This is a genomic window from Paenibacillus oleatilyticus (assembly GCF_018998565.1).
Classification (GTDB): Bacteria; Bacillota; Bacilli; order Paenibacillales; family NBRC-103111; genus Paenibacillus_G; species Paenibacillus_G oleatilyticus.
In genome coordinates this window covers 132239-149365 of record NZ_JAHNZO010000009.1, presented here as the reverse complement: position 1 = coordinate 149365, position 17127 = coordinate 132239, and the positions used below count along the sequence as shown (strand labels likewise).

General features: G+C 60.5%; 20 protein-coding genes. 1 reads left to right on the top strand and 19 read right to left on the bottom strand.

The features are described from left to right. Positions 1–123 precede the first annotated feature (123 nt). From KQX66_RS14000 to KQX66_RS13940, 13 genes are read right to left on the bottom strand one after another with little or no spacing between them, the layout of a single operon-like run. Positions 124–1368, bottom strand: a complete 1245-nt coding sequence (locus KQX66_RS14000) for a type III PLP-dependent enzyme domain-containing protein (protein ID WP_216793366.1) — start codon at positions 1366–1368, stop codon at positions 124–126. 22 nt (positions 1369–1390) lie between these two features. After that, positions 1391–2770, bottom strand: coding sequence for a preATP grasp domain-containing protein (locus tag KQX66_RS13995; RefSeq protein WP_216793364.1), 1380 nt, complete (start codon positions 2768–2770; stop codon positions 1391–1393). Between the two features lie 50 nt (positions 2771–2820). Next, positions 2821–3786 (bottom strand): hypothetical protein, encoded by a 966-nt coding sequence (locus KQX66_RS13990; RefSeq protein ID WP_216793362.1) that lies wholly within the window; start codon positions 3784–3786, stop codon positions 2821–2823. Further along, positions 3734–4702, bottom strand: coding sequence for a 3-oxoacyl-[acyl-carrier-protein] synthase III C-terminal domain-containing protein (locus tag KQX66_RS13985; protein WP_216793360.1), 969 nt, complete (start codon positions 4700–4702; stop codon positions 3734–3736). Before KQX66_RS13985 ends, KQX66_RS13990 begins: the two co-directional genes overlap by 53 nt. A gap of 11 nt (positions 4703–4713) precedes the next feature. Beyond that, on the bottom strand, positions 4714–4944 hold the full coding sequence (locus tag KQX66_RS13980; RefSeq protein WP_054975672.1) for a phosphopantetheine-binding protein: 231 nt from the start codon (positions 4942–4944) through the stop codon (positions 4714–4716). A gap of 11 nt (positions 4945–4955) precedes the next feature. Further along, entirely contained in the window at positions 4956–6113 is a 1158-nt protein-coding gene (locus KQX66_RS13975) for a glycosyltransferase (RefSeq protein ID WP_216793358.1), read from the bottom strand. Between the two features lie 2 nt (positions 6114–6115). Beyond that, a complete protein-coding gene (locus KQX66_RS13970; protein WP_216793356.1) occupies positions 6116–7237 on the bottom strand; it encodes an aminopeptidase in 1122 nt (373 codons plus the stop codon). Then, the gene (locus KQX66_RS13965; protein WP_216793354.1) at positions 7234–8217 is read right to left on the bottom strand and encodes a hypothetical protein; all 984 of its coding nucleotides are present in this window, start codon (positions 8215–8217) and stop codon (positions 7234–7236) included. The genes KQX66_RS13970 and KQX66_RS13965 overlap by 4 nt, the downstream gene beginning before the upstream one ends. A gap of 9 nt (positions 8218–8226) precedes the next feature. Further along, positions 8227–9159: an alpha/beta hydrolase gene (locus KQX66_RS13960; protein WP_216793352.1), complete on the bottom strand. Its 933-nt coding sequence runs from the start codon at positions 9157–9159 to the stop codon at positions 8227–8229. Then, a complete protein-coding gene (locus KQX66_RS13955) occupies positions 9125–9982 on the bottom strand; it encodes an alpha/beta hydrolase (RefSeq protein WP_216793350.1) in 858 nt (285 codons plus the stop codon). Before KQX66_RS13955 ends, KQX66_RS13960 begins: the two co-directional genes overlap by 35 nt. After that, positions 9979–10389 (bottom strand): 3-hydroxyacyl-ACP dehydratase FabZ family protein, encoded by a 411-nt coding sequence (locus KQX66_RS13950; RefSeq protein ID WP_216793348.1) that lies wholly within the window; start codon positions 10387–10389, stop codon positions 9979–9981. Before KQX66_RS13950 ends, KQX66_RS13955 begins: the two co-directional genes overlap by 4 nt. Then, entirely contained in the window at positions 10386–10859 is a 474-nt protein-coding gene (locus tag KQX66_RS13945; protein WP_216793346.1) for a 3-hydroxyacyl-ACP dehydratase FabZ family protein, read from the bottom strand. The genes KQX66_RS13950 and KQX66_RS13945 overlap by 4 nt, the downstream gene beginning before the upstream one ends. After that, positions 10849–11091 (bottom strand): phosphopantetheine-binding protein, encoded by a 243-nt coding sequence (locus tag KQX66_RS13940; protein WP_179223637.1) that lies wholly within the window; start codon positions 11089–11091, stop codon positions 10849–10851. The genes KQX66_RS13945 and KQX66_RS13940 overlap by 11 nt, the downstream gene beginning before the upstream one ends. Before the next feature lie 173 nt (positions 11092–11264). Between KQX66_RS13940 and KQX66_RS13935 the strand changes: the two genes are divergently transcribed. Further along, complete coding sequence (locus KQX66_RS13935; RefSeq protein WP_216793344.1) at positions 11265–12110, top strand: PDZ domain-containing protein; 846 nt, start codon at positions 11265–11267, stop codon at positions 12108–12110. 92 nt (positions 12111–12202) lie between these two features. On the opposite strand, the gene KQX66_RS13930 is transcribed toward KQX66_RS13935, so the two are convergent. From KQX66_RS13930 to acpS, 6 genes are all read right to left on the bottom strand, one after another. Then, positions 12203–13123, bottom strand: a complete 921-nt coding sequence (locus KQX66_RS13930; RefSeq protein WP_054976211.1) for an SRPBCC domain-containing protein — start codon at positions 13121–13123, stop codon at positions 12203–12205. Beyond that, complete coding sequence (locus KQX66_RS13925; RefSeq protein WP_216793342.1) at positions 13120–14295, bottom strand: NAD(P)/FAD-dependent oxidoreductase; 1176 nt, start codon at positions 14293–14295, stop codon at positions 13120–13122. Before KQX66_RS13925 ends, KQX66_RS13930 begins: the two co-directional genes overlap by 4 nt. A gap of 106 nt (positions 14296–14401) precedes the next feature. Continuing rightward, positions 14402–14920, bottom strand: coding sequence for a hypothetical protein (locus KQX66_RS13920; protein ID WP_216793341.1), 519 nt, complete (start codon positions 14918–14920; stop codon positions 14402–14404). Positions 14921–15348: 428 nt separating this feature from the next. After that, positions 15349–15600 carry an acyl carrier protein gene (locus KQX66_RS13915; protein WP_216793339.1) on the bottom strand — a complete coding sequence of 84 codons (252 nt, stop codon included), beginning with the start codon at positions 15598–15600 and terminating at the stop codon, positions 15349–15351. After that, the gene (locus KQX66_RS13910) at positions 15597–16655 is read right to left on the bottom strand and encodes a hypothetical protein (protein ID WP_216793337.1); all 1059 of its coding nucleotides are present in this window, start codon (positions 16653–16655) and stop codon (positions 15597–15599) included. The genes KQX66_RS13915 and KQX66_RS13910 overlap by 4 nt, the downstream gene beginning before the upstream one ends. Then, on the bottom strand, positions 16649–17095 hold the full coding sequence (gene acpS / locus KQX66_RS13905) for a holo-ACP synthase (protein WP_216793335.1): 447 nt from the start codon (positions 17093–17095) through the stop codon (positions 16649–16651). The genes KQX66_RS13910 and acpS overlap by 7 nt, the downstream gene beginning before the upstream one ends. Positions 17096–17127: the final 32 nt, after the last annotated feature.

Here is a 17127-nt window from a genome sequence, read left to right as displayed (position 1 = left end):
TACAGCCGAAGCACTCCTCCCGACTCGACTAAGCTTGCGCCGTTTTCGGGTTTATTTGGCCGCGTGCGCTCCCGCGAAAGAAGACCGCCGAGCATGCAGGACGCCGCCCGCGGTGACCGCAATTCAAGAACGGAGCGCGGGGACGGCATACTCGTACTTCTCCCGCACGACAAGCGGCTTTTCGTCCAGCAGAAGCACTTCCCGGGGGAGCGCATGGCTTAGAAAAAGCACCGGGCTCATCGTCAAGCCGTACGCGCCCGAAGCCAAAATGCCAATCAAATCGCCCGGCTCCAAAGGCGGCAGTGTCACCTGATCGCCAAGTGTGTCGCCGGGGGTACAGAGCGGCCCGGCAATGGCGTATTCCCGGAGCTCGCCAGATTCCCGCGTCCAGGCCCGGACCGGAAAGTTGCGCCGCATCAAGCTTCCCGCGCCGCCGGCCGCCGCATGGTGATTCGTACCGCCGTCCGTGACGGCGAACCATTTGCCCTGCGACTGCTTCGTATACAACACGCGGGTCAAATACGTGCCCGACTCGGCGACGACATACCTTCCCGTTTCCATCAGCAGCCGGATACCGGGATGCTTTCCGGCGAACAATTCGAGGAGGCCGTGCGATTTGCGGCTGAGCTCAGACAGGTCCAGCGGAGCTTCGCCTTCGTAGTATGACACGCCGAAGCCGCCGCCAAGCCCGATATAATCGAGCTCCAACGCATGCTCGGCCATCGTGCGTTCGGCAAAGCCTAGAATGTATGCCATATTGGCGGCCACCGTCTCGGCGCTCAAAATCCGTGTGCCGTAATACGCATGAAGACCGGCCAACCGTAAAAATGGAGACGCTTCGATGAGGCGTACGGCGTCGGCAGCCTGTTCCTCGTCGATGCCGAACTGGCGGGCGGCCCCGCCCATCTTCAGGCGAGCCCCATGGATCGCCATCTTCGGGTTGAAGCGGACCCCGACGTCGGCCCGTACCCCTTTCCGCCCGGCAAGACGGTTCATCAGTTCAAGCTCTTGAAGCGATTCGGCCACGATGTACCGGACGCCCAGCGTCAGCAGACGATTGAGCTCGGCTTCGGTTTTCCCCGGACCGACGTACAGAATACGGCGCGGATCGGCTCCCGCCGTCAGGGCGATGTCCAGCTCCAGCGGCGAGCACAGCTCCAGATTCGCGCCGGCCTCGTAAATATGCCGCACAACCGTGGTGTTCGGGTTCGCTTTAATCGAGTAAAATAGCGATATCGACGGATGGAGATGACGGCGGAGCACATCCAGCCGTTCCCGGATCACGCCGAAATCGTAGACATACAGCGGCGTACCGAACCGCTCCGCACATTCGCGGAGCCGATCGCCGCGCTCCGAAGATACGAACATTTGCCCATTCCCCCTTATCTTTCTAATGAAGTGACTGGCCGGAAAGCCGTACCCCCGCAATCGTCTGAAGCCGCTTGCAACATTGCTCGTACCAGTGCAGACATTCGTCCCGGGAATCTCCAATCATCGCCGCGTACAGCCTGCCCTGTCCGCCCGCCTCCCCGCTTATGCCGGCAGGCGCAAACGCGCAGACGAAGATGCCCCGGCCGCCGCGTCTGGTATAAAACGCCTCTCCCAGCGCATCGCGCAGGACGGCAAACGGAAAGGGCGCGACGCTCGTGAACGGCACGGCGCGGATCAACGCATACCGGCCTTCGGGAACGTGCTCGCTCAGCACGCGCGTGTGGTACGTGGACATATTTAATCTCGCGTTGATTTCTACGCACGGGTAGAGCGTTCCGTCCGACCCGACCATCGCGTCCACGCCGACGACGCCGTAATACCCGTCATACGCCAGCTCCCGGCCGATACTCGCTGCCGTGTCGGCCAGCTCGCGCTCCGCTTCCGGCGGCAGCGTATGCGGATGCAGATGTCCCTGATGAACCCCTCCGCGCACCAGGGCGGTCAGCACGCCGAGCATTTCCGTTTGTCCATTTTTCCCCACCAAAAACTGGTAGTTTACATCGGCACTTTTGGAAATCCACTGTTCGACAATGAATTCCGCACGGGCGTAGCCCCGCTTGTCCACCGCTTGACGGAGCATACGGAGCACTTGCCGGCAGCGGGCTTCGTTCTCCAGCAGCAGGATGCCCTTGCCCGACACGCCCATCGCATCCTTGAGCACGAGCGGCGTCTGAAGCAGCAGGGGCGCAAGCTCGCGCAGCGCCCGTTCCAGCTCGTCCAGCGATAGCGCAATGCGGCCTTCCGTCTGCCTAATGCCCAGGCGCGCGCAGAGCCGGCGCGAGTACACCTTGCTGTTGACGCGCCGGGCGACAGCAGAGAGCGGAGCGGCAAGCGGAAGTCCAGACTTCCGCACCAGCTCTTCCTCCAGCGGCGAGACGCCGTGCGGCATTAGCCTGCCGGACGAGGCCTTCGTCCATGCGCGGATCGTCTCGAGAGCCGAAGCGTTTTCCAGCAGCGAACGTGTAAGCGATAGCTCCTCTTCTCCGCCGGCCGCGACGAACGACGGCGTCTTCCAGCCCAGCTCTGCCAAATAAGCGAGAAAATCCGGGTCCGGCGCCTGCTTCAACAGCACCAGGTCTTCAGGAGCGGCGAGCAGCAGCGCAAGCTCCGACAAGCTGTTGTTCAACGCTTCCGAAGCGCGTCCGGGCAGGCCCGGAATTCCTAGGACATCAGCCCGCTTCCAATCGCGCTCCACTTCAAAATTGCCGAGCCATGCCCAGCTTGCGCCGGCCGGCCCCCATCCGCAAGCGCGGGCAAGCTTCGTCCGGAATGTCTCCATCGCTTGTTTCCTCCTTTCGAGTAACCGTTGTATCCGCAGCATAAAGACAGCTAGCCCGGAAGTCTTGCCGAAGGAACCCGCTGAACCAAAATGCAGCCGACTCCCCTCGCAGGCTCGGCCATGTGAAGCAGCGCAAAGCGGGTCGCGCCGGAAGCACGGAACGAGGCGAGCCCGTAATATGGGGCCGCCGTCGCCAGGTTCCGGTTGTCCAGCTCGCAAAGGACGCGTTCGTACCGTCGGCGCAATCGGTCGACATAGCCGGGGGCCACGGCCTGCGTCAAAATCGTCGTCTCGGCCGCATCGACGCCGCACGTCCGCAGCGTATCGTCGATCAGCTCGCAGGCGTCCTCTGCCAGCTCCGATACGCTCAAGCCGCCAGAGGGAAGCTCGTCGCGCTGCACAATGCCGTAGGCGGCCACCCGCAGCTCCCCCGCATGGGGGGACAGCTGGAAAGCTGCGATGGCATCCGATCTGATATATGCGGAAGCGAAATCCGGCTCCTGCGGATCGGCCGCCTGCTCCAAGCAAGCGACCCATACGCACCGGCGCACCGCTTCCGCCCAGTCGACTGCCATAATCGAGCCGAGTGGCCCGGCGTCGGCGATAGAGAAAGTCAAGGCGCTGTTCAATTGCAGCGCCTTCTGCATGGACAAGGCGGCATTGATCTTATCCGTCAGCGGGTAGGATTCGTAGCAGCAGACCAAATAGTCCGGCTGCTCCCGGGCAGAAATCCGCGCAAACAATTCGGGCGCATATTCGCACGGCTCCCGGTCGAAGAAGACGGATTGGCTGCCGGTTCCATCCGGGTGCGCAATGCCTCCCGAAAACGTAAGACCGCTTCCGCCCTGCAGGTCAAAACGATCCGTCTGCGGGGCTGCTTGCTCGCCACGGCCGTAGGCCGCAGCTATTTCGCGGTACAGATGATGTTCGATTGAAGTCAGGGGCCGTCCGTGTCCGTACCGGTTATGGACGGCGGGCCAAGACAGGCGGATCGTTCCCTTTTTGACAAACCGCACAGCCGATCACCCCCCCATTGCCGAGACTGATCATCGCGTAGTAATCGCCGGGACGGAGCTTCCCCTCCAGCGCGAGCCGGGCATAATTGACCGGCAGATCGCACGTGTTCAAATGCCCCGACACCGACGGCCCTTCCGTGTAGAACAGCTCCGGCGAAATTTTGAGCAGCACCGCCAGCTGCCGCCACGTCTCCTGCGTAATATTGTTCGGAATGGCGACCTTGAGATCGCCGAAGTCCAATCCGGCATCGGCCAGCGTCCGGCGAATCATTTTGGCCAGATTGACGAAATAAAAATAATTCGGCACGTCATCCGCCCGGTTTTTCAGCTTGCCCTGCTGCAGCGTGCGGATATCGGTGACGCTGCGGACGGCAAGCACGCGGTCGCCGCCAAGACGCTTGCCGAGCAGCGAAGCGGCGCACGCATCGCCCGTGATCAGAACGCCGCCGCCGTAGCGTTGGCCGGGAAGCAGACACTTCTCCACCGTCAGCAGGACGACCGCAGCCTCGTCTTCGGCAGCCTCCAGCAGCTTGCCTGCAGCGTACATTCCCATCAGGTAGCCCGAGCAGAGCTGATCCCGCAAGGAAAAGCATACCGCTTGCCGGAAGCCGTACTTGCGCCGCAAGCTTCCGAGAACGTCCTTGGTGTACGGGAACGAATAGTACAGATAGGGCATAACGACATACCGGACGCGCTCCGGGTCCACTTCAAACCGGTTCAAAAGCGCATGCAGCGTCAAATCCAGCATGTCCGGCGACGGCAGCGACTTCTCGCAGGGCACCGACGCCATGCCCCGGCCAAGCAGCGACGCCGCTTCGTTTTGCGAAAGAAGCCCTTGGTCCGCCAAGCTCTCCACCGTCAGCCGTTCCTCCGGCACGTAAACCGCCGTCCCCCCGATAACCATCGAGTTCCCCATGCGCGCTTCCTTTATTGTCCCAGACGCGCTACGTAATCGTAGACGTCGGATACTTTTTCCATTTCGTAGAAGTTCAGATTCGCGTCTAATATATCGACGTTCATGACCATTTCCAGCTCAATCAGCACTTCGACCAAATTCGTGGAATCCATCTCCAGCTCCACGAATGAAGATTCCGGCGTAATCCTTTCCTTTCCGCTGATCGTTCGAATGATATCAAGCAAGGTATCGATTTGCAGCATTCCCATTCACCTCATCGCAAGGATTTGTTAACGAGCAGCGATTCAATCGTATCCGCGCCCCGCCGGTTGGATGCCCGGCCGTCCACTTTGGGGGACAGCCTGCGAATGTTCTCTTTTTCCCGGCCTCCGGCCAACAAGCGGCAGACGGCTTTTTCCAGCGTCTCCGCGCTCATCCGCTCCGGTTCGATCGTCTCCGCTATTCCGAGCTCCGTACAGCGGGCGGCTGCCCACGCATGGTCCGGGCCGAGCGGAACGATAACGAGCGGGACGCCGTAGCGGATCGCTTTTTGCAAGGTGCCGCAGCCTCCGTGAGTAATAATCAGATCGGCCTGCGGAAACAGCAGGTCGTGATTCGGCACGGTCGTCACCCATTCCACGTTGTCGGCAAGGGGCGTCTCTCCGGCATAAGGAGCATGGCCGGAGACAAGCAGACGGCCGGGCCGCCCGGAAAACGCCCGCAGCGCCGCTTCCACGTACGCTTCGGTCGTCTCGCGGTAGCCGCTCCGGTCGGCAGACGTAGTGCAAACGACAATGCACGGTCCGTCGTGCCCGCGAGCCGTTACCGGACGCGTTCCGGCATCCGGATCAGGGCCGTAGGAGCACGGACCGATAAAGACCGAGGACAGCGGAACTTCGTCCGGCAACGGATTTAGCTCCCCCAAAATCATCATCAAATGCGCGTCCGGCGACAGCCCGGCCAAATCTCCCCGGGTGCGCGCGAAATCCGCAAGCGGCGGCAAGCCGATGCAAGCCCTCGCTTCATTGGCCGCTTTCTCGAACATGGTCCGCATGCGCGCGTTGACATGCGGCACGCCTGGCATGAGACGGTCCGGCCAGAACGCCGCCGTCATGTAGCTCACCCACGGCACGCCGCGTTTTTCGGCGATATAGGCCGGCGCGCACAGCCCGGAATCGCAAATCATAAGGTCAAACTCGACGGCTTCCAGCACGGCCTGCATTTCAAGCAGCGTCTCGGTGACGAACTTTTGCGGATACTTGCCATGTCGGATTTCGCGAAATTCAAGCCCCGCCTCCTCGATAAGCGGACGGAAGGAGTCCGCGGACAGCACACAAACCGAATGCCCGCGCCTTTGAAGCTCGGTGCCCAGCCCAAGCGCGGGAACGAGATGACCAAGCAGCCACTGGCTGACAATAATGATGCGCGCCATGGTCACTCTCCCAGCCACGTATCCAGAGGCTGAAGATCCGGAGGAAGGAACAGGCCGTCCTTGCGGATCAGTTCGTCGTCGAAAAACAATGCGCCGCCCCCGGACGCTTTCGTTTGCGAAAGCACCAAATCCCAATGCACCGAAGATTCGTTGCCATTGTCCGCCATCGGGTACGCTTGGCCGAGAGCAAGGTGCAGGCTGCCCCGCATTTTCTCGTCAAAGAGCACGTTGTTCATCGGCCGGTCGATGTGAGGATTCAATCCGATCCCGAACTCGCCGATTCGCGATGCCCCTTCGTCGAGTTTCAGCACCGCCTGCAGCCGTCCGGTCCGTTCGGCAACCGAGCACGAAGCGTCGGTCACCACCCCTCGGCGGAAGCGAAGACTTACGTTTTCATAGACAATGCCCATGTACGAGGCGGGCACATTGAAGGTGATGATTCCTTCGGCCGAATCGATGCGCGGAGCCGTGAACAGTTCCCCGTCCGGCAAATTGAAGCGCCCGTCGCAAACCATATGGCCCATGCCCCGGATCGAGAAGGCCAGATCGGTTCCCGGCGCTACGATGCGGACCCGGTCCGTGCGGCTGAGCCGCTCGCAGAGCGGCTGCGTCAGCTCGGCGAACCGCTCGTAATTCAAGCCGCAGGCCCGGTAATACAGCCCGGTGCAAGCGTCCAGACTCATTCCCGCGAGCTGCGCCATGCCAACCGTTGGACTGCGCAGCAGCACCCACCGTCCAAGCCGCGCCATCGCCATCTGCTTGGGCTGCAGGTAAGCGCGCACGTAACGGTCGTAGCGGTCCTCCGGGACGTCGGTCATTTCATAAATGTTGTCGTCGGCGCGAATGCCGACATACGCATTCATGGTACGAAGCCGCTCCCGGTCCATCTCGGCCCACTGGACGAGCTGCTCCTCCGTACACCCGCCAATCAGGCTTTTTAAGTGCCGTACAGGCATCACGTTCAAATACGGCCGCGCTCCCGCTTCGCAGGCCGCTTCAATCATCGCTTCCGTCAAGGCTTCCGCGCGTCCGACGACATCGATGAGGACGCTTTCCCCTTCCCGGAGGCCGAGAGAGCGGGCCATTGTCTGCCGGGCCAGCCGCTGCATTGCCGAATCGGTCATGGCCGTCCCTCCAGCAAGCGCTCCAGCCCGTCGAACAGCTGTCGTTCCGCTTCCAGCGCCTGACGCAAATACCCTGTCAGCCTGCTCCCGTAAGACTTCTCCGGCTGGCGCTTCCATTTCATGAGAACTCCCATCGCATACGACCACTGGTTGCAGGCTTCCGTCAGCGGGCCGGTCCACCGGGAATCGAGGCACACCTTGGGAATGACGCCGCTGCCCGCCGCCGTTTCCCACAGCTTTCGCAGCCGCCGGAAATAATGAATATCGAATTCCAGCTGATCGAGCGACGCCCGAAGCTCGTCTTCCGGCAGCGCTTCGACCGCAGCGACGAAGCCGGCCAGACGGTCCAGCCCTCCCTGCCGCAGCATCTGCTCCACCGAAGTGCGCGCCAGCCGCGCGAACTGCACCTCCATGGATGCGGCCGCTCCGGCATCGTTCCGGCGGACAATGGCAGCGCCGCTTCCCCCGGCGGACTGAAGGGCGGGAAAGAACACATCACTCGGAATGCGCCCGATATAACCTTCGAAATAAGCCGGATCGCCGGTATCGTCGATGACGGTCACGTGCGTCCCGTCATCCTCGATGAGCAGCGCCCAGTGCACGACGTCATGCTTGCGGTAATAGGCGGAGAACGGCACCTCGAAGGCGTTATAATAAATCAGACAATAGCCCTCCGCGTCATAGACGGAACGGACCAAATGCCGCAGTTGATCGGTCGAGAGGGACGGGAAGCGGATCGCAGACCAGCCGTTTTGCAGCACCGGCTCGCTGCGCCTCAGCAGTAGGCCATCGGTCCGGCAATCGAACGCATTCAAGAAGGCGGGGATCGGATTGCGCTCTCCCTGCCACTTCATAATTTCCAAAATGCACAATTGACGGCAGTCCAGATTGCGTTCGCACAGGCCGAATTCGTCTGGAAACCGCCAATCGACTTTGGGTCGCTGCCGAATATACCCGGCAAGCGTAAGCGGCTCGCTCATAAGTTCACCTCAGTTCCTTTGATCCGGTCCGTTTGATCCGGCTCGGTTAATGCGGCCGCGCCCGCACGGGCAAGCCGCGCAGGAATGCGAGCATTCCCCTTGCCCGCGGAGGACAATGCCGGCGATGATCTCAATCGCCTGATCCATCGCAGCGGGATGCTGGAAGTAATAAACGACTCCGTCCAGCAGATGAACCTCTGCTCCGGGAACCGCCTTCCATTGCGCAAGCGCTTCGGTATCGCGTTCCCCGCAGACGACGGCGATACCGGAACGGCCGGCTCCCGGCAAATCTTCCTCGCTCAGCGCATCCAGCTCATCCAGCATCGCCCGGCCGATGCATTGACCGTGCAGGTACAGCAGATGCGCACCGAGCGAGGCGAGATATCCGACTTGATCCATGTCAAAATCGCTCAGTGTATAATAGTCGTAGCCCGGTACCAGCAGTTGCGAGTCCACGCTCCCCTCCCGCGCCAGCGCATTCAGCGCGCCCGCGTCCAGCAGCTCTCCGGAACGCGGAAGCGGCAGCGCGGGCGGCGACAGAAGCACCGGCCGGCACGTTATGCCGGAGCGTTCCTCCCAAGCGAGCGCGGACCGCAGCGCAACCATGGCCCCGAGCGCGTTGCCGACGAAGAAGATCGTGTCCGGCCGGTACCCTGCGGTTGCCTCCTCCACCACTTCGAGCGTGTCGCGGACCATGGACGAAACGGTCGTTTGCCCGAGTTCTCCGGCGCTATCCCCATGACCGCGATAATCAAACTGCACGACCCATGCTCCGGAAGCGGCCAATCTTTTGCGCAGATTGGAAAACAAATAATTTTTCTCGCTCATCGCCTGGCCAAGTCCGGGCAGCGTGACGATCAGCGTCCGGCGTTCCTGCGCTGCCGGCTCCTCCACCAAGCCGACGATGTCACGACTGCGGCCAAACCGGACTTGTTTCCACATCACGTATCCCTCCTTCGCCCGTCTCCGACGCCTGCAGTTCCCGCTTGAGCCATTGCCCCGTCACGTCCATAATCCGCTCTTCGAACAGTCTGGACGTAAACAGATGTCCGGCTCCTTGAACCGCGCATACTTCATGCCCGGCGTCTCCCCGGTAAATCGCATAAGAATCGGTCCGCACCTTCTCGAATTCCTCGCGGATAAGCGGATCGTCGTCGCCATAAACAAGGAGCGACCTGCCCTCGTAGGCGCGCAGCACCGCTTCCTTGTCAAGCTCCTGCAAATCGCGGTAAAACTCCATTGAAATCCACAGGCCGGCCCAAGGCATGACCAGCTTCTCCTTGTCAAGCGCATGCCGCGTAAACCGGGGGGGTTTGCCGCTTGGATGCGCGCCGCCGAATTCGTAAAACAGCGGACTCCACAGCACCACGCGGTCTACGCCCGACCGCTCGGCGGCCATAAGGGCGATCCGCGCCCCGTCGCTAAAGCCCAGATAAGCCGTTCTTCCGGAATCCAGCTCCGGCCTGCGCCGCACCTCGTCCCACGCTTTCAGCACGTTTGACACTTTCGAGGAGGTCGTCATGTCGTAGTAGTGCCCGTCGCTGAGCCCGAGGCCGCAATAGTCGAAACGCAGCATCGCCACGCCTTCGTCCGCAAGCCGCCTTGCCAATTTGACCGCGAGCCGGTGCACCTCGTAGCGCTCGCCGTTTTTGCCGGGACAATAAATGACGATGGGAAAAGGGGGAGTCCCACGGGTCGGCAGATGAAGAATGCCCGCCATCCGCCGGTCTCCGTCCCGCAGCTCGACAAACTGCTCGTCGTTCAATCCGCTTCGCCTCCTTTCCCGAATTCCACGAACGCGCGGACGACTTTCCGGCCGTCTACTGTGCCTTCTGCGGCAAACACTACCGACCGGTGGTCCTCCCGAATTCGTTTCACGGCGTACGTTACCGTGTCGCCGGGCCGCACCGGCTGCAAAAAGCGCGCTTTCATGTCTCTCCTCCCTCCGCCTTCGACAATTCCCCGTTCCATCAGCAGCCCGGCCGCCTGTACGATCCCTTCCAGCAGCAGCATGCCCGGATAAATGCTGTAGCCCGGAAAATGGCCGAGCACGTAAAAGTCGCTGCTCGATACATGCTTGCGGGCGATGACTCCGTCTGTCGCCGAGCACTGCACGATCGTGTCGATCAATACCCATGGTTTACGGTACGGGAGCACGTCCTCCGCTCTCATGGCCCACTCCTTTCGTCTCCGGTCCCGTCCGCTACCGCGACGCAGAGCGTAGCTGTCGCCAGGACGCCGCCGCCCGCCCCGGACATCGTCCCGGACAAGATCGCCTGCGAGCAGGTCATACGGATCGGCCGAATGTCGTAAAGGAGCGGCTCCCGCCAGCTTGCTTCTCTTCGAACGGACGCCTCGGCCTTGCCGAGCAGCGGAATTTCGCCGGGCGCCAACGGCTTTGTCTCCAGCTGAACGAACAGCACGGCAGCTTGGGCCAGCCCTTCGATCATGACCGTGGACGGAACGGTCTGCGTATAGCCGTACATGGAACGGAGCGGTTCCGGCCTGAAGCGGGCCTCCAGCCGCTGCCCCGGTTCATAGCGGGTCACCTCGTCCACAAATCGGAACGGATATTGGTGCGGCAGGAGCGCCGCTATCTCGTCCGGACTCCGGCTACGGCCCGCATCGGGGTTATGGCTCACGTCGGCTCACCACGCGCACCAGCTCGGAAACGGTCGTATTCGAATCGATTTCCAGCATGCCGTCAGGCACCTCGATGCCCAATTCTTCTTCGAGCAGCACGATCAGCTCCATATAACGAAGCGAATCGAATCCAAGGTCGAACAGCTTGCTGTCCCGTCCGATCTCGCTCTGCGGGAGAACGCCGCAGCCTTCGCTGCTGAGCAGCCGGATCATTCGTTGTTCTACGGTCACGGTTTTCATTCCACCTGCTTTCTTTTTCACCCGGAATATGTTGTTGGTTTCATTCTGAATTATAGCCGCCCGGTTCGCCGCGCACTCGGCTTCCGATGCGCCGTAAAGCTCGGCGGAAGCCGAGTGCGGCCGAGGCGCATTTTACATAATGAAGAAAAAAAGGAGTTGAGCATATGCGCGCAAATCACCGCACCGCCTCGCATAGCACGATGCACATCGAAGCTGCGCCGGAGCAGATCTGGGAAGGTCTGGCGACCGCCAGGGGCATGAAGACGTATTTAACCGACGAGGTACACGCGCCGAACGAACATATCTCGGAGGGCGACGAAATCCGGATCGTGATCGGCGACATGATTAACGACGCCGTCTGCCTGGCCAGCGATCGGCCGCGCTTGTTCCGGCTCAAGGACCGCTTTCGTTCCCTTCTGGCGGACGATTCCTACGTCGAATACGAATTGGTCACGACGTTCCGGTTGGAGGAAGAGGAGCATATGACGAGGGTGACCGTCGAGGTGGACGGCTACGACGAAAACAGCGAGCTGCACCGGTGGGTCCGCGAATGCGGAGAATTCGGATGGAAGCAGTCGCTGTTTAATTTAAAGCTCGTGTTGGAGCTCGGTCTGGACTTGAGATACGACGTATTCGGCTATCCCCGGTTCGGCGTCTGCAATTATACCGCTACTCCGGCTCAGCTTCGGGCGCAAGGGCTGTACCCGGACCGCGTTCAAGGGAATTATTTGATGGAGGTGTTTCCCGAAGGCCCTGCCGCCCGGGCGGGGCTGCGCCCCGGGGACATCGTCGTGTCCTTCGGCGGCCGCGACGTTCCGACCTATGCCGAGTTCATCCGCTCGCTCGGCCTGTGCGCCGGGACGAACGGGCCGGTCGGCGTGACGTATTACCGCGAAGGACGCAGACTGCACACGGAAGCCGCGCTGTCGTATGACAAGCTGCTGACGGGACTTGTAGACCCGACGGAAGAGTCGGTGCGGCAAGTGACCGACGGAAAGCGTTCCTCCTGATACAAAAGCCGCTGGCAGCGGGCCGACGAACGCAGTAGCCCCTGCGCCGTTTCGCTCTTGCAGAACGAAGCGGCGTCCGGGGTAACGAGCCGTCATTTCGAATCCGGCACGGATTCGGAACGGACGGCTTCGTCCGTTTTCCACAAGCTGCCGGATCCGGACCGCTGCCTGGCAAGCAGCTCACGTTTCTTTCTCACTTCTTCGAGCGGGGTTTCCTCGATATCGATCAGGCCCGTGAACGTTTCGTCCAGCGACAGCCGCACCGTCGTTTCGCACCGGACCCCGTCCCGCACATATGCCACTACCGGCTCCGCGGTCTTTCCGTAGAACGACGAAATGGCGCGAACGAACGCCGGATAGTCGGGTGTCGGCATTCCTCCGATCTCGACGATGACATCGCCGGCCCGCATGCCCGCCCGGTCGACGGGGCTGTTCGGAAATACCTGCAGCAAGTAGTTCCCTCCCCGGACCGGAACGCACACCATCGGGCTCTGCTCTTCGTTCACCGTACAGTTGGCGACGCCGAGGCGCGGATAGCTGAACATTTCGATGCGCAAATCCAGCCCAAGCTCAAGCACAGACTTCAAATTCATCAACGACCGCCGCCATCCCATTTCCAAACATTCCCGGAACCACTGGCCGTGCGTCGTCGGCTCGAATCCGGTCACCTCCAGGGTCAGCTTGACAAAAGGCCCCTGCTGTTCCAACGTATATGCCGTGCTGACAAGGTATCGGACCGTGCGGCCGTCGGGGTCCATGGAATCGTACGTGTCGGCAAAAGCGATATGATGTGGCGGCTCGCACCGGATCACGACCGATTCGTTGTTAATATCGCCGTAATTAAGCGTGTACCGATCGCCGATTTTCGGCTCATCCTCGGTCCCGGTCGTTCTAGCGTAATACGTCAAATACGAGCTGGAGCCAGGCGCGGTCGCTACCGACCACCACACCCGCTCAAGCGGAGCTTCCAAATACGTAATATTGACGGTCCGGTCCAGCGGACATGGGATCATGGCTCGTTCTCCTCCGTTAATAAGGTATAGATTCGTTCTGCCCGACCGCCCAGCTCTTTGACGAGTCCGGGGAAGGTGCACAGCACGTCCAACGTAGGCCAGTGCGCCTCGGGAATAGGCTGTCCCGCGCGCGCCAGCGTCTTCAGGCAGGCTTCGTACTGCGGTATGATCCGTTCGTCCCGCCGCTCCGTGTAAGCGCTCATCGCCTCGGTCCACGTCCGTTCTCCGCGCATATACGCATCAAGCTCCTCGGCCAGCATCTCGGCGGAGCATACCGCATTGTCGATGCCGACGCCGGACACGGGATGCAGGTGCGCGCCGGCGTCGCCGACCAGTACCCACCCCGGGCCGAACGGTTTGCGAACGTAGCTGCGGAGCGTATCCACTCCGCGAACGCTGCCCTGCAGCCGCGCGTACCGGAGACGGGGGCCCAGCGTGCGGATGCGGCTCAGCCGCTCGACGAACTTGGTAGCGGGATCGCCCGACCAAGAGCGGAACGTCTCCTGCGGCAGCATGACCGCGATGCAGTGCCGTCCCCCGTCAATCGGATTGCATAGCACAATGTCCGTCTCGCTCCAATACCACTCCACAGCCGGAATTGGCAGCGGGTCCGCATGCAGTACGTACGCATAGTACACGCCCAAATGGCGCTCGTCCGAAGCCATCGCCGTTTCGGCTCCGACCCGTCGGGCCACCGACGAATGTCTGCCGTCCGCGCCGATCACGGCCCGCGCCTTGTACGTCTCCACGGAGCCGTCGGGCAATTTGCAGCGGACGCCGCATACGCCGTCCTCCCCTTCGAGCAGATCGATGACCTGCGTCGACAGTTTGGCGTTCACCTCCGGCAGCCCGCAAGCCGCATCCAGAAGCCATCGATCCAACAGCTCCCTCCTTACGCCCAGCGCCCTGGGGGTGACGCAAATATCCGACTCGAACAGCCGTCCCTCCAGATCGATGCGCATCCTCGTCAGGGCGGGAATGCCGCTGGTTTCCATTTTTCGCGCAATGCCAAGCCTTTCATAGACCCCCGTCTCGCCCAAGATGTGCGTTGACAAAGTCGGTCCCGGCACCGTATAACGATCGATCAACAGCGTCCGGTAACCTTTTTGTCCGAGAAAATAAGCGGTGGCCGCCCCGGCGCACCTGGCTCCCACGATAATAAAATCGTACATAGTCCACTCCCTTGCCCAATCGAGTCCGCGGATGCTAAAGCTTTCGCATGTCCGTACGCTTGAAAACGAAAGGGCCATACAGGATGGCCCTCTCGCTGGATAACGATTAGTTGGATTGCAAGCAGCCGTAGATGGTGCCTACTTGGTTGTCTTCCGCATCGAACAACGGAATTACGCTGTCCGAATAGAACGTGGCGTCCTTCGGAGGAAGACCTTTCAATGTGCCTTTCATATGGATCGGTTTTTTGTTGTGGAACTCGCCTTGAGGCGTTTCGATCACCCAGTACAACCAGGACTCTCCTTGTACGCCGTCCGCCATTTTTTTGTTGAACGGAATGGAAGCGCTGGCTTTCATCGTTCTGCCTTGTCCTTGCAGACCGCCGCGCACGCGGATGGTAGCGCCCGGCCAGATGACGGTGGAAGTGGCTACGAGATCGACGTTCATGATTTCCAGATCAACGGTAACGCCCGTTTTCAAGCTGAATTCGGAATCGCTCACCGTGAAGTGAGTCGGAGCGGCTTGTTTGAAGTGCAATTCTTCGCTGCGGCCGTCGAGCAGTTCCAGGTACGTTTTGCTGTTGGAATTTTCGAGCGTCATGCCGATTTTCTTTGTGATGGTTTTCATTGCGATACCTCCGTTTGGATTGGTTTGTTGTCTCCCGGGGACATCCTTATCATCGCATGATTGGGGAAATATCACTCAGCTTTTGACCTGCTGGTTTTTCGTCTTTTGTTGGCTCCGGCAGGGGATATAAGAAAAACGGACCATCCTGTAAAGGAGGTCCGCCAGAGTGTTGAGAAAGTGGTTAATTGAGGTAATAGAGGTGTACGAGGGGGTGGGGTATCTACTTCCGGTCGCTGTTGTCAGCGGGAAATTTTGATTGAAGCCGCTTAGCAGCGGATATTTCCCGCAGACAAAGGCGATCGCTATCGCTCCTACAGTAGATACCCCACCTTCGTTTGTTTCTCTATTTTTATAAAAATCCACTTTCTCAACAAGCTCACGGACCATCCTGTAAAGGAGGTCCGCCCGATTGCCGAAAGCTTGCCGCGTCACACGGTCTTCTGCAAATAGTCCCACACCAGATCGCTGATTTTCGCGACCGAGCTGAAGTTTTCCAGCAAAATGGATTCGTCGGCAAATTCGATCTCGAAGCTGTCTTCAATGGACGCGACAAGCCGGATGAACGTCAGCGAGTTGATCCCCAGCTTCAGCAGCTCGCTTTGCTCGTCCACCGTCACATGCGAAGGCAGAATGTCTTGAATGCAGGCAATGATTTTCGATTGCAAGGATGTATCGTTCACAAGCTTCCCTCACCTTTCCGTTCGAATTTCAAGCGAACCAAATATTCCATCAGCAAAGGAACGGCCCTCTTCTCCTGCTCGTACATCGCTTGGAAATGATCGCCAATGCGCGCCAGCAGACGCGCGTCTCCGGTTTTCTGCGCCTTCAAAGAATCCGCGCGGATGCTCATCAGCCGCTGCTTCGCATTCTCGTAGAGCCGCTTGCTTTTGCCGAGCAAAGGGGAACCGGCCGCACGTTCCAACGCATCAATGCGCTTGAGCATCCATTTATGCCGCTGCATCATCTTGTGCACATTAATGTTCCAGAAGCTGAACTCGCGCGGGTCGAGCGAAACGTCGCCCCCGGCCATTTGATGGAACAAGCCCGCCATATAGTCGTATACGAAATAACCGCTGGCAAACGCATCCTGGGACAAGCCCGGCGCACGAACGCGTCCCCGCTCCAGCGCAAAATACAGGCTGCGGTAATCGAAGCCGGACGGCAGCGAAGGGCTCCGGTGAAGCCGGACAGCGGTGAGCGGAAAGCCGTAGTATGCAAACCAGATATGCGTATCGGCATGACGCTCCGCCACGTGCGCCAGCTCCGCCTCGCACGTCTCGTAAGGCAGACAGACCGAGCCGTAGGCCCGGCCGTTCGTTTCGAAGGCAAGGATGTCCAGCGTCCCGGATTCGTCGTCGTAACCGTAGACCAGCGCGTCGTGCACCATCTCCCGTACGGCGAAAAAATGGGACTGCGGAATGCGCTTCCAGTCCAAGTAAACTAGCACGTAGCTTCCCTCGTCGATCGCCTCGCGAATGGCGGACACGTATCCGCCCGGCTTGACCGCAAGAGGTTCTTCCGCCAGCAGTCCCCCGTACAGCTCCAGATGCTCTTCGAAGCGGACCAGCGGGAATTGTCCCGCGCTTTTGGACTGCACGATCAAATTGACGAAATGGCTGAGGCACCAAGGCATCAGCCGAGGCTCCGTCATGACGATGCTGAGGCGCAAATTATGGTAGCACTCGGTCTCGAAGCCCGGATTCGGCACGACTGGCAGCCGTTTGGCGGTCAGCATAAGCGGATCGCCTCCCCGGCCGCATGCTCCCGCATCGGTTCGAGACCCGGGAACGCTTTCCCCGCCTTCTGGATCGCAATGACCTGCGCAAGCGCATAATCCCCCGAATGCGAGAGGCTGATGCAGAACGACAAGCCGTAATGCGTCGCCGCTTCGCCGGTTGAACCATGCAGCTCAAGCACGGGACGGCCGGAGGGCAGATTTCGGACCTCGACGTCCAAGAAACCGTATTTTCGCGGAAGCACGTCCCCGACCGCCTTGTAGAACGCTTCCTTCGCCGCCCAGCGAACCGCGTAATGCCGGGCCGCCCCGCCATGCTTCGAGCAATAGGCGATCTCGCCCGGAGTAAAAATTTTGCGCAAAAACCGTTCGCCTTGCCGCCCGATGGCTTCGTCCATCTGCGGCACGCTCTGCAAATCGATACCGACGCCGTAAATCACGGCCTCACCTCCCGGCGCGCGAACAGCCCTTC